The organism is Paenibacillus sinopodophylli (assembly GCF_005930355.1).
Classification (GTDB): domain Bacteria; phylum Bacillota; class Bacilli; order Paenibacillales; family Paenibacillaceae; genus Pristimantibacillus; species Pristimantibacillus sinopodophylli.
In genome coordinates, this window is the sequence record NZ_VDBO01000003.1 from 1 (window position 1) to 14,333 (window position 14,333).

Annotated in this window: 7 protein-coding genes; 1 reads left to right on the forward strand and 6 read right to left on the reverse strand. The window is 47.1% G+C overall.

The window, feature by feature from the left end; all coding sequences use genetic code 11:
* Window positions 1–601 precede the first annotated feature (601 nt).
* On the forward strand, window positions 602–2,629 hold the full coding sequence (locus FGT79_RS15050; protein ID WP_171056258.1) for a sensor domain-containing protein: 2,028 nt from the start codon (window positions 602–604) through the stop codon (window positions 2,627–2,629).
* 174 nt (window positions 2,630–2,803) lie between these two features.
* On the opposite strand, the gene ligA is transcribed toward FGT79_RS15050, so the two are convergent.
* From ligA to FGT79_RS15080, 6 genes are all read right to left on the reverse strand, one after another.
* Window positions 2,804–4,804 (reverse strand): NAD-dependent DNA ligase LigA, encoded by a 2,001-nt coding sequence (gene ligA, locus FGT79_RS15055; RefSeq protein WP_138754035.1) that lies wholly within the window; start codon window positions 4,802–4,804, stop codon window positions 2,804–2,806.
* A gap of 61 nt (window positions 4,805–4,865) precedes the next feature.
* Window positions 4,866–7,247: a DNA helicase PcrA gene (pcrA, locus tag FGT79_RS15060; RefSeq protein WP_138753656.1), complete on the reverse strand. Its 2,382-nt coding sequence runs from the start codon at window positions 7,245–7,247 to the stop codon at window positions 4,866–4,868.
* Window positions 7,248–7,496: 249 nt separating this feature from the next.
* Window positions 7,497–8,216, reverse strand: coding sequence for a heptaprenylglyceryl phosphate synthase (gene pcrB, locus FGT79_RS15065; RefSeq protein WP_138753657.1), 720 nt, complete (start codon window positions 8,214–8,216; stop codon window positions 7,497–7,499).
* Between the two features lie 33 nt (window positions 8,217–8,249).
* Complete coding sequence (locus FGT79_RS15070; protein ID WP_138753658.1) at window positions 8,250–10,766, reverse strand: U32 family peptidase; 2,517 nt, start codon at window positions 10,764–10,766, stop codon at window positions 8,250–8,252.
* Between the two features lie 181 nt (window positions 10,767–10,947).
* The gene (locus FGT79_RS15075; RefSeq protein WP_171056259.1) at window positions 10,948–12,873 is read right to left on the reverse strand and encodes a copper amine oxidase N-terminal domain-containing protein; all 1,926 of its coding nucleotides are present in this window, start codon (window positions 12,871–12,873) and stop codon (window positions 10,948–10,950) included.
* A gap of 45 nt (window positions 12,874–12,918) precedes the next feature.
* On the reverse strand, window positions 12,919–14,034 hold the full coding sequence (locus FGT79_RS15080) for a S1C family serine protease (protein WP_138753660.1): 1,116 nt from the start codon (window positions 14,032–14,034) through the stop codon (window positions 12,919–12,921).
* Window positions 14,035–14,333: the final 299 nt, after the last annotated feature.

The window sequence follows — 14,333 nt, forward strand, 5'->3', positions numbered from 1 at the left end:
GTATTAGGCACGCCGCCAGCGTTCGTCCTGAGCCAGGATCAAACTCTCCAAATTGGTGTTTGAAATGCTCATTACTTAACTAGCTATTGTAAAACATTATCGGATCGACGTGATCCATTTGTTCAGTTTTCAAAGAACTTGTTTGTCACATTTTGTCGTGACAAGAAACTATATTATCATCTTCATTCAACGTTGTCAACAGCTTGTTTCATATTTTATTATGAATCGTTTATGCTGTTTCCCTGCGCCTCAGAAGCGACAAGAAATAATATATCACTTGCGAAAACAAAATACAAGTTGTAATATTTTACATTTTGCGATTTCTTTCACTACAATCGCTCAGCTTCCAATTGACAACCATTCTCAATAAACTTAACATGATGAAGAAGCTCTGCTGCATCATCGTTCCACATCTATTAATAAGGGAGTGTGTCACATCATATCTATTCCTATCTATGCCGTTCTGCCGCTCTCTTCACTCAACAACGAAAGATTAAAGTTGTTACTGTTTATTATTTTGCTCGTTGCACTCTTGATTAGTACAGCCTTATATATGGTACGCAAATCATCACACTTTCCCACACTCCATTCAGGCAGTAATATGCTATTTAATCATATGAATGAAGGCATTGTTATTTTCGATATTGCAGGCAAGCTTGTTTCTTCTAATAATGCTGCCAATAAATACGGCTTCTCTAAGAACAGCATTAACAAGTTACATGCCAAACCTCTCTTCTATCAAGTAGATGGCATTACAAAGCTGTTGCCTCATGAAGAACCGCTGCAGCTTTTAATAGCAGGAGCACAGGAAACAACACAAGAGCTATGGCTAGTACCCGAAGAAGGGAAAGCTGGCAGCATCGTTCGAATCATCAGCAAGCCTCTTTATTCGAACAAACGTATATTGAAAGGCTTCATGCTTGTCGTACATGATATTACACAGAGCAAATGGGCGGAGAAGAGACTTGAGGTTAGCGAGCAGCGATTCAAATCTCTATTCGATCACAATCCAGACATCGTACTCTGGTTTACATTAGACGGCAAGCTGCTGAGTGTGAATCCTGCGCTAGAAAAGCTAGTAGGCTTTTCACCTCAGGAGCTCAAAAACCAAACCTTCGACGACCTTTTCACAGCTGCGGGCTATGAGCCTTTAAGTGAAATCTTGCTAAAGCTTGAGTCTGGCGAGCCTTTGAATAATGAAGCCACTTTGACTCACAAATTAGGCTGGGCTGTTTACTTGCAAACGACTGTCATCCCCATTACTGTCGACAACCAGCTAGTTGGTGTCTATGTCATTGCCCAAGACATTACAGCGAAGAAACAATCCCTGAAAACGATTCAGCAGATTGCCTATTTTGATACTTTAACGGGTTTGCCCAATCGACATCATTTTTTCGAGAAGCTGCGAACTGCTATTGAACAGCATGACCAGCAAAAAAGCCGCTCATTTGCATTGTTGTTTGTTGATCTCGATCGTTTCAAACTCATTAATGACACCCTCGGCCATCATGCCGGCGATTATTTGTTAACCCAGACAGCTAAGCGCATGCAGGCTTGTATCGCCAGTAGTGATTTCATTTCCCGCCTTAGTGGTGATGAGTTTATTATTCTATTAGCCGACTCCGATGCGAGTTCTGCCCTTCAGCATGCGGATCAAATCAGATACTCGATTGCGCGACCTGTCACCTATGACAATCATCTCATGCATACGTCTGCAAGTATCGGCATTAGTCTTTACCCGGAACATACTACACAACTGGAGACGCTTGTGCAATATGCAGATATGGCTATGTACCGCGCTAAAGAATATGGAAAAAATGCAACCTTCTTCTTTGATTCCGAAATGAATGATGCCATCATACGCAGGACGACGCTCGAGAAGGAGCTGCGATCGGCACTCACAAACAATGAATTTATTCTACACTATCAGCCGCAAATTGACGCCCAGGCAGGTTCCATTACAGGTTTAGAAGCGCTGGTCAGATGGATTCACCCAGAGAGGGGAATCGTATCGCCTCTTGAATTCATCCCGTTAGCTGAGGAAACAGGCATCATTATGGCGCTGGGTGAATGGGTTTTGCGTGAGGCTTGCTTCCAAAATAGAAGCTGGATCGATGCAGGCTTGCCTGCCGTAACCGTCGCCGTTAATATTTCAATGAAGCAATTCCAAGACGAAGAGCTATTCGAGACGATTCAAATGATTTTGGAAGAGAGCAGGCTTCCCCCTTCTTTGCTTGAGCTTGAAATTACGGAAAGCATTGGTCTTCAAGGAACAGAACAGGTCATTAAAAAGCTGACAAAGCTAAAAACACTTGGCGTCCGTATCGCAATTGATGATTTCGGAACGGGGTACAGCTCACTCCACTATTTGCAGAAACTGCCGCTGGACACATTAAAGATCGACAAGTCATTCATTAAAGCCATATCGAATGAAAGAGCAGGAAGCTCAATTGTACACTCCATCATCGAGCTTGCGCATAGTTTGCAGCTGGATGTGCTCGCCGAAGGGGTCGAAATGGACTCTCAGCACCAGAAGCTTGTCTCATTCGGCTGCAATCGACTGCAGGGCTTTCTGTTCTCGCCTCCTGTGACAGCGGAAAAAGCCAAAGAACTGCTCGCAGCTTCATAAGCCACAAGTGTAAACAGCTGAGGCATTACTTTGGCGACGCAGCGCGTTTCATTCCGAGAAATTCAGAGAAAGCATAGCCTAAGGATATGCTTTCCTATATTTTAAATAAAACGGGTCTGCCCAAGAGAATCATCTCTTGAACAGACCCGTTTAACCTAACAGAAGCAGTCTTAATTACGCAATTGTCTCGCCTAACAATCGAAGCAGCTCTGCCTCTTCTTCAATTACGGTAATACCGAGCTCCCTCGCCTTCACAAGCTTACTGCCAGCACTCTCTCCAGCTACGACGAAATCTGTTTTTTTGGACACACTTCCAGATATCTTGGCACCGCATGCTTCAAGCAGCTTTGCAGCCTCATCTCTAGACATTGTCGGCAGCGTGCCTGTAAGTACAACGGTTTTCCCACTGAATACACTATCGTTTCTCGCTGCGAGCTGCTGCTCTGCTTCCGCTTTAACGCCAAGCTCGCGCATTCTCGTTATACTCGCCATAATAATCGGGTCCTGGAAGAAACGAACAATGCTTTCTGCCACAATACTTCCTACGTCAGGAAGCGTAATTAATTCATCCGCTTCAGCCTGCATAATAGCATCTAATTGCCCGTAATGCTCAGCCAGCATTTTGGTCGTCGCTTTCCCTGTATTCGGAATACCTAATGCGAACAGAAATGATGCCAGCTCTCTATCCTTCGATTTCTCGAAGGCTGCCAGCAGCTTTAATGCCTTTTTCTCGCCAAAACGTTCAAGCTTAATCAGATCATCATAGGTTAATGCATACAAGTCCGCCGGATCGCGCACCTCACAATCCTTATACAGCTGGTCTGCTGTCATAACGCTGAACGTATCGATATCCATCGCATCCCGCGAAGCGAAATGGGTGATACGGCCAATAATTTGCGGCTGGCAGCCGAGCTTATTATTGCAGAACAAGTGAGCACCGCGCTGCTCCAACTCCGTTCCACAAGATGGACATACTACCGGGAATACGATTTCCTGACCAGATTCCTCATCTGCTTTCCCTAGAATTTCAGGAATGACATCATTGGAGCGCCTAATCGTAACAAGCGTACCCAAAGCAAACTTGAGGTTTTTGCGTTCAATATCACCGATATTGTTAAGCGTACAATTCTGTACGGTGACACCTGCAAGCTCTACCGCTTCAACACGCGCGACCGGTGTAATTTTCCCAGTACGGCCTACTTCCCATGATACTGCTTCCAGCACCGTTGCGGCCTCTTCCGCCTCGAACTTGAAGGCAACCGCCCAGCGTGGAAACTTATCGGTATAGCCCAGTGCTTCTCGCGTACGCAAGTCTACGACCTTGATGACAGCACCGTCGATTAGAAAGTCCAGCTTATCTCGCTGCTCTGTTACACGAAGCAGCTCCTCCTGCACTTCTTCAATAGTGTTCAGATACGTCACATAAGGATTCACTTTAAAGCGGTTATCGTAGAGAAATTGCTGCATGTCGCGATGATTCGTGAACGAAACGCCGTCAGCAAAACCAATATTATAGAAGAAAGCATTCAGCTTCCGCTCGGCCGTTACTTTAGGATTAAGATTACGAAGCGCTCCAGCGGCCGCATTCCGTGCATTCTTAAGCGGCTCTGCCGCTGTCTCATTATATTTCGCAAGCACAGATAGCTGCATAATGCCTTCACCCTGCACCTCAACGATGCCGTCGTTAAACGGAATTGTTAGCGGAACAGAACGAATGGTACGCACCTGTTCCAGAATGCCTTCTCCTACCGTCCCATTCCCGCGTGTTGCCGCCTGTACCAGCTGCCCATCCTCATAAGTAAGGTTAAGGGTTAATCCATCAAACTTGAGCTCTACCACATAGCTCGGCTGCGGAAGCGGCTCTTCATCCGGATGTTTGGCGTTATAATCAGCCACCGCTTTGAGCAATCGTGTATTCCATGTAAGCAGATCTTCAACGTTTTGTGCCTTATCTAAGCTCCATAATCGAGCGCGGTGCTTATAGGGATCGAAGCCTTTCAACAGTTCAGCGCCTACCCGCTGTGTCGGCGACTCGGGAAGAATGACGCCAAACTCTGTTTCTAGCGCCACTAGTTCATCGTATAGCTTATCGTAATCCGCATCGTTAATCGTCGGTTGATCCATCGTATAGTACCGATAATTATGATCCGTAATAACCGCAACAAGCTGTTGCATCCTCTCTAATTGAGCGCTCACGGCAAGCTCCTCCTTCTAATCGTTCAGAATAACAGACCCGCTATACTTTCGTTATTGGCGCAAAGCCCGCTAACAAGCGCTTAATGCCGATCGGGGCCGGAAAAGCAATATTGAGCTCCATGTCCTTGCCTGTTCCTTTGACGGAGACGATAACACCAATCCCCCACTTGCCATGCGACACTCTCTCACCCGAGGCAAAATCACCAGATGCCGCAGCACCCGCTGCTCCGCCGCCTTGCTGTGCTGTGCGCGCCGCATCTTGAAGCGGTGTGCTCACCCGCACTCCGCCTCTGCCACCAGCAGCAGGAGCAGTGCTACGGGCCGGGGACGAAGCTCCCGCTCCACTACCAGGTGCTCTTCCTTGAATACCTCGGCTTCCCGGCGCGGCTGATCCTGTACCTCCTGTCACACTAACTCCGCTTCTTGAGCCGCCGACTGAACGTGAATAACCGCCGCTGCCACTGGATGCACCCTCTCGAACACTTTCCGGAATTTCTTGTAGAAACCTCGAAGGCAGATTCGAGTTCGTACGCCCGAACAATGTACGCATCCGCGCACAAGTCAGATACAGTCTTTTCTCAGCACGTGTAATCCCTACATAAGCAAGCCGGCGCTCCTCCTCCAGTTCTTCATTGTCAGCAAGTGCACGGCTGTGTGGAAACACACTCTCCTCCATCCCAATAATGAAGACAACCGGAAATTCCAACCCTTTGGCGCTATGCATCGTCATGAGTGTTACGGCGTCCTTATTCTTCTCCGCTTCCTCCTCATCCTTGTTCAAGGAATCAATATCAGCAATGAGAGCAAGATCCGTCAGGAAAGCGACGAGGGTACGATCTTCGTTCCGTTTCTCAAAGTCCATCGTGACAGACAGAAACTCGTCGATGTTCTCAAGCCTCGCCTTTGATTCGAGCGTGTTCTCCTGATGAAGCTCGAGCCGGTACTGAGACAGCTCAAGCACCTTCTCTGTCAGCTCAGTCACGGACAAATATTCAACCATCCGCGTCAGGTTATCAATGATTTCATAAAACTCTCGCAGCAGTGTCCGTGTCCGTCCATTGACCTCGACCTCTCCTAGATTGTTCAGCACACGATAAATCGAAGTACCTCTGCGCGCAGCCTCATCGGCAAGCTTGCCCACCGTTGTATCTCCAATACCCCGCTTCGGCACATTAATGATCCGTACCAAGCTGATATCATCATCCGGGTTCGATACGAGCTTCAAATAACCAAGGATGTCCTTGATCTCTTTACGATCATAGAACTTAATGCCGCCTACGATCTGATAAGGAATATCTGATTTGATCAAAATTTCCTCTATAACCCGCGACTGCGCATTCGTGCGATACAGAATCGCATGATCGGCAAACTTTTGCCCCTTGTTCGCACTCTTCCGAATTTCTCCTGTTACGAAATACCCCTCGTCATGCTCAGTATCCGCCTGATAGAGAGAAATAAGATCACCCGCGCCTTGATCTGTCCACAGCTTCTTAGGCTTGCGGCCCGTGTTCAGCTTAATAACCGCATTCGCCGCATCAAGAATATTGGCAGTAGACCGGTAATTCTGCTCCAGCATAATTGTGCGCGCTTCGGGATAATCGCCTTCAAAATTCAATATGTTTGTAATATCGGCACCCCGCCAGCGATAAATCGATTGGTCGCTGTCACCTACGACGCAAATATTATGATGCTTATCAGCAAGCATTCGCGTCAGCATATATTGCGCTCTATTCGTATCTTGATACTCATCTACGTGAATATAACGAAACTTATTCTGGTAGAACTCCAGCACCTCGGGTACATCTTTGAACAGTTGAATCGTCATCATAATAAGATCGTCGAAATCGAGCGAATTGTTGCTGCGCAGCTTTTTCTGATACTTCGTAAACACCTGTGCTACAATGCCGTCGAAGTAATCGCCGACCTTCTGCTCGAATTGCTCAGGCGAGATCAGTTCGTTCTTCGCTCCACTAATCGCCGCTTGTACTGCTTTAGGCTCAAACTTTTTGGTATCGATATTCATATCCTTCATACAGCCGCGAATTACCGATAGCTGATCGGAAGAATCAAGTATGGAGAAGCTTGAAGTGAAGCCGATCCGATCAATGTCTCTGCGTAAAATACGAACGCACATCGAGTGGAACGTCGATACCCATATATCCCGTCCCGACGGCCCAATAAGTGCGCTGACCCGATCCTGCATTTCACGTGATGCTTTATTCGTAAAGGTGATAGCGAGAATACTCCAAGGCGCTACACGCTTCTTCTCAATGAGGTAAGCTATACGATGAGTCAGAACGCGCGTCTTGCCGCTGCCCGCTCCAGCCATAATCAACAGCGGTCCGTCAGTCGCTTGAACAGCTTCTCGCTGCGGTGGATTGAGCTTCTGTACCGCTTGCTCGATGCTCATGAAATTAAACATAATCCGACTCCTTTGTTCCCATTTGTTCGCCTCTTCTCAGTGTAGACAACGCCCTCCACTGTGTCAATTTACTTATCCCCAAATCCTGTTCTATCTCTGCCTTTATAAAGGATAATTAATCGATTGCTAAGATATCCCTGCTCGCGAAGGCACATATACAGACAAATAGTGCCGCACAGCATAAGAAGCGAGTCTCCCTATGACGTACAGCACTATTCGGTACCCTGTAAAATATTTAATAATTATGATTTATTTCATTTCAAGACTGCTGCTAGCAACCTCTTGTACGGCTGTCACTGTAGCCAACGCCGAAGCTAAATTGCTGTATATCACATTTCCAACGACAACAGTATGCGCAACCTCGGCTGCCTGCCTTGCTTTGTCCTCGTTATCAATCCCGCCGCCATAGAAAATCCGCGCTTGAACCGCAGCCGTACGCGCACGCTTGACCAGCTGCATGTCGCCAAATCTACCACTATACTCCAAATAAATAACAGGCAATCTCATAAGTCGATCCGCCATACGAATATGGGCAATAAGATCCGTTTCTGAGAGGTCTGTCTTTGCTTCTGTCAGCTTAGCGGCAGTTGCATCCTCATTTAATATAATATAGCCTTGAGCAGCCGTTTCCTCCCAAGGAACAAACGTCCCGTACTCCTTCAACCCCTCCGTCTGCCAGCCCGTTATCCACTCCGCCTTGCCCGTATTGAGAACCATTGGAATAAAGTATCCATCAAATCCAGGAACCGCGCCGTCCAAAGTCGATACCTCTAGTGCACAATCGACTTCATATCTCCGAATTCGCGACATCAGATCAACGATATTCTCGAAAGTAACACCACTTGATCCGCCAACAATGACCGCATCTGTTCCCGAGGTACAAATCGCATCGAGCGCTTCATCCGATATTTCCCGTTCAGGGTCGAGCTTAAACACATGCCTCCAGCTCGCAAACCAACTACCATTCACGAATGACCACGCCCCGCTTTATAATTGCTATCGTTATTTCACCAACTGACCCCGTGTAACGCCAAGCTGATTAATCGCCTTGAGGCTGCGCCATACCTGCGTTCCGCTAATACGTCCATCCAGTGCGTCGCGGTAAAGCCCCAGCACTTCAAGCACCTTCTCCGGTGTTTCTTCCAGAAACTCAACACGGAAATTCGATACGCCCATGCTTACGAAATTACGGATATATTCGGCGCCAGATTGCTCAATCGCGTTGTATACCGTATTGCGGCAGCCTTCATCCACACGTACGGGATGCGCCATTCCGATTCGGTCCTGCAAGGAAGCACGCTGCTCCTCACATGGACGACCACAGTTCGTAAAGTCAGTGCCTTCGCTCATAAAGGTGCAATAGACACAGTGCTCGGTATGAAACATAGGCAAATGCTGATGAATAACCATCTCCAGCATCGACGTATCTGAGCTCTCCAGCAAGTCAACCATCTGCTGAATGTTCAGGTCATACGAAGGCGTAATCAGATCAAGGCCTACCTCAGTGAACAGGCTCACCGCTTTGTGATTGGCCACATTCAGCGAGAAGTCTCCGATCAGTTTCGGGAACGGCTTATCGGGATTTGCAGCGCGTGCACGAAGGTAGTAGTAAAGCGCTCCTGTGTTGCGCACAAGTACAGCATCCGGCTGCAGTTTCAAAATATTCGCATGATAGCCGTTCTCTCCCGGCATATGAATACGCGGCGTCGCAAGTGCAATAGGCTTGCCCGCTTCCCGCGCAGCGGCGATAGCCGCAGGGAATTGCTTAATAAATTCGAAATCGGCATAGACGATAGAGACATCGGTTTTGACTGCTGCCTGCACCTGCTCAAGCGTCCGGCACAACGCGATCAAGTTGGCGTCCTTCCCGCTTTTCGGAGCCAATACATCTTTCTTAGGCACATCCGCTCGTGCATCAACCGCATGTTTAATGTACACCGGCGGCTTCGGACGCTCACCAGACAGCAAGTCCACCGCTTCACGGCGCAGCCGGTTCAGCTCACGGATCGGTACGATCAAGTCACCCTGCAGCTCAACCTCGAGCTTCTCCAGTTGATAGACCGTGCCACCTAAACGACCTAATTGATCCTCCAGCAAAGCAGCGTCCATTGGACGCTTCTGCGCTTGCTCAAGCTCAAGCTCGGTAACGACCTCAATGGTCGTTCCTTTCTGCACATCCGTCCACCATGTACGCATCGGCTGGCCTAAAGCACCCGTTACCCGTATATGAAGCGGAAATACGCGATACGGCTTTTCGGTTTCGAAAGAGGCTCTAAGACGCTTATCCAGCGCCGGATCATTTGTTTTCCAAACACGATCACCTACGTGTACCTTGCGCAGATCCACATCGTTCCGGCCTGCAACCAGCTCGATCATCGTGCCTTCCTGCGCTTCGCCTTCAATCTTCACGCCTTGGCGGCGAATATCGTATACGCGTCCGCCCTCTTCCTTCTTCGTCGGGTCGCCAGCATCAAATACAATGCCGTCGCCGCGCTTCAGTGGTGCGTCGATCCGCAGCGTAACGGCATCGCGCATAATGCGCTCCACCTGTCCGAGGTATACACCGCGGCTTTTCGGGAACGTGCCCTCCACTAACATCTTGTTGTTCGTCCCCGACAGGAAACCATGCGTGAAGCCGCGCGAGAAGCTTTGCTGCAGTTCACGCACATCCTCTACCGACGGCTTCGATAAGTCGCCGTCGAAATATTTGTCGATCGCGCGCCGATACTTGCTCACGACATTCGCGACATACTCCGGACTTTTGAGACGTCCTTCGATTTTGAATGACTTCACGCCCGCTTGGATGAGCTCTGGCACAATATCGATTGCCGCCAAATCCTTCGGCGACAGCAAATATGCGATGTCTCCCATAGGCTGAATCTCGCCATCGACCATAAGATCATACGGCAGCCGGCAAGCTTGTGCGCATTCACCGCGATTCGCAGAGCGTCCTCCCCACATCTCGGATGTCAGACACTGCCCCGAATACGATACGCATAACGCGCCATGCACGAATACTTCCATTGGCAGCTTCGCTTGCTCGCCAATCGTTCGAATCTGCTTGAGGTTGTTTTCGCGCCCTAGCACGACCCGTTCAAGCCCAAAAGGCTTCGTAAACTCGACAGCCTCGGGCGAGGTTATCGTCATTTGCGTCGATCCATGAATGGGGAAGTCCGGAGACAGCTCACGAATCAGTTTCACTAAACCTAAGTCCTGCACGATAACGGCATCTACGCCTGCATCAATACACATCTCAATCAACTTCTGAGCATCTCGCAGCTCGTCTTCAAATACAAGTATATTAAACGTCAAGAAGCCCTTTACTCCATACGTATGAAGAAAAGCCATAATTTCCGGCAACTCTTCGCTGCGGAAATTGTTCGCGCGAGCACGGGCATTAAACTTCTCTACTCCAAAAAATATCGCATCCGCGCCATTAGCAACCGCCGCTCTCATGCAATCCCAATCTCCGGCTGGCGCCAGCAGTTCTATGTCCGATCTAACGATTGTATCTGTCATGTAATTGATCCATTCCTCTCATCCTTGAAACCTGCTTATACTATTTTAACAAACCGCGGACATCTATACCACTACACAATACTGGCATACGTGCACATTCCAGTTCTGTACTCCTCCTTTCTTTCCACACATAGAAAAAGACCGACTCCCTATGCTGGAATCGGTCTCTCCTCTTCGTTCATTAATTGAATCGAATAGATTGAATTGTATCGTTAATGATCTTGGTATTACTGCTCGTTGCATGAACGTCGTATAGCGAGAATATAAAGACCACAGATCCACCGCTTGTATCAAACGCGATTAAGGTTTGAGTGTTGGGAAGATCATCTTCCGGCTTAGACGTATACAGGACAATCTTCCGAGCGGTTTTTCCATTAATCGTTATAGTAGAGGAATCTTTAATGGTATAGCCTTCAGCTACTTGGTCTGGTTCTGATACGAATTCCCGCATGGAAGCAGTCAAATCAGCAGCACTAGCCTCAGATTCAAAAATAGCCATTTCGCCCGATCCATACGTATAAACAACTTCGTCTTTATTGAAATTGTTTTGCAATCCTTGCCAATAAGAAGGCACTTCAATTGAATATCCATTTGTTGTGCTTCGTTTCGTCACTCTAATGCTTCGATCCATCAGATCAAACTCATCTTCAACCTGTCCAAAGCTTTTCTCTACAAAAGCCGTATCCACATCTAGTGAGGCTAACGCTTGTTTAAATACAGCATTACTCTTCGTCGCGCTCGAGGACGGGTAGCCATAATCGATCGAATAGCGATAGCTGCCCGAAATGAACATGACCTCGTGATAAGTAAACCAAGTATTACCGCCATATGTGTATTCATAGCTCAAAATAATGGCTTGACCATCTTTAATCTTCTGTGTAGTCGTAGCGAAATTGCGCAGGTTCTCGCTGATAATATCCTCACGAATTCTCGCTTCACGTCTTGTCGCCCAATTCTCAAGCGTATCTCCTGCCACAATCGACGAGAAGGAATAAGCAAGTACATCTGTTCCGTTAACGTAAGTAGGTGTTGATTCAACCGAATCACTGTACCAATCTGCCGGCAGCTTAACCGTTAAGCCATAATCCTTATCATTAAAGGTAATGTAGCCATCCTTTACCTTTGTAATATTTTTGATCGTTTTGTCCGTTTCGCTATAAGAAGGCGTAAAGCTGTTAAGCAAAGCCTGATAGCTGTTCAACACCGACTTATCCGTTCCTTTAAGTCCAGCAATAACGATGTAATAGTGATCTCCGTTTTGAATGCCACGGTATTCGTAATACATTTTTGTGTCTTTTGTATACGTAATTTGCTTCTCGAAAGTATGACCATTCACGGTAATCGTACGCTTATCCACCGTAATCTCATCCTCGTCGTAATACGCATACAGAACATCACGTTGTTCTTCGCTTGTCAGCTTGTCATCTCCGACATTCTCAATAATGACGTTTACCTGTGCAGCTACCTTTGATGTATCTGCTGTATCTGCCCATTTCACAAAATCACCGTTATCGCTTTGGATGACCTGTACAAGACCAGCAGGATAGTTCAATGTCCATCCGTAGTAGCTATCACCCACTTTTGTTTTCCCATAATCTGAATCAATGGATGTGCCTCCTTGCCCGGATGTTTGGGCGCGCACTCCGATAATGACGGTTTCTTTCGTGGCGCTATCTACGCTGATTTTCGCGCCGAATGCTTCAACAATTACGCGAAGCGGAACCATTGTTGAGCCCTTTACAACGATAGGGGCAACCGCAACTGTTTTTGCTGCTCCATTTATTTTAACCGTTTTACTGCCGAAGGTTAGAATGACCTTGCGATCATTGTACGTCAAAGTCAGAACATTGCCGTTTTCTAATTTGAGTCCTGCACCAAATGCATTCGTAATGACCTTCAACGGAACCATTGTTGTGCCAGCACTCACGTAAGGTGCTTCCACAGTTGATGCCTTGCCATCGATTTTGACCGTTTTGCTGCCTGCCTTTAATCTCACTTCAACCTGACTGCTTTCATCTGCAGCGAACGCTGCTGCTGGCAGCAACGATAATACTAGCAATGCTGGCAGGATGAGCATGATCATTCTTTTCATTACATTCCATTTCATTCGTGTATGGCTCCTCATATTTAAAATAATTGCGAATACGTATGATTATCCCTCGACCAAGGTCAGCTTGCGTGTAATAAGGTCGCCATCGCTTTGGAGCATGACTTCAACCTGCTGGCCAGGCAAATAGCCTTTCAACAGCTCATTGAGCTCCACAATTGCCGACACTTGCTTACCTGCGACTTTATAGAGTAAATCGCCGCTTTTAATACCTAACTTTTGCGCAGAAGCTGATGTGACGTTTTTCACGGTTAAGGGGTCTGATGTCGGGATTCCGATGAGCGCAGACCAGCTTTCTTCCAGTTCAAGACCAAGCGACGCCCGTTTGACATGACCATATTTGAAAAAGTGATTCGTTACGTATTGAACAGTATCCGCTGGAATTGAAAAACCTAAATTATCAACGCCAACTTCTACAAATTTCAGTGAGTTTATGCCGATGACCTCACCTTTCATATTCACAAGCGGACCGCCACTGTTCCCTGGGTTAATCGCTGCATCCGTTTGAAGTAAATTGTAAGCGGAGGATACACTCCGGTTCATACCGCTCAGAATTCCGCTTGTAGCCGTATTGCGAAGCGAGAACGATACTGGTGTACCAATGGCTACAACCGTATCTCCAACCTGAACCTTCAAGGGAGTTGGTGCCATCTTCGCGATCGGAAGCTTTGTTGCTTTGATCTTGACTAATGCAAGATCGCTTGCCTCATCATGATGTGTACGAACGGCATCATATTTCTTCCCGTCCGCCGTCACTACGACCAGATTGCTCATGTCTTCAACAACATGTGCATTCGTTACAATCCAACCGTCTGCACGTATAATGACACCTGTACCATGTGCCAACGCGTAACGCGGATCTGCTGAACCAACATCGTTTGGTTTACCAATAATAGCTACAACTGCCGGCGATACTTTTTTGATAACTGCTGGAATATCATTCGGTGTATAGCTGTAAGTATTTGTCTTCGAATCGAAGGTTCCTGTCCCCCCGAGCACATTGGTAAGCGAACTTGCCTTTACATACACCTCACCATTTATTTTTGTTGCATTCATGGCGTATGTTGCCACGCTGTTCGTCCCTGCGGCCCAAGTCGTGCCTGCGACGAGCAGTGCTCCTAATGCGATTAAACTGCATATGCGGAGCATTCGGTTCTTCATGATCCCACTCTCCCTATCCATCTCTCTAAATCTATCAATCTTTTTTAAACGACTAGACCTTATTCCAAATATAGTAATCAGCAATAAATATATAATATAATCCCATTAATAACAATGAAAATAGGCATACTTTATACACCTAAATTTCAGCGATTATTTTCTGACTTGCACCTGCACTATGCTGGTTTTGCTTTGTTATTATGCGATTGTGGCAAATGTCATTCTGGTTATGTGTTCTGATTATAGAAGTGGTATACTATGTGGGACTACTAAATCAATCCATTCAATGGATTCGGGAG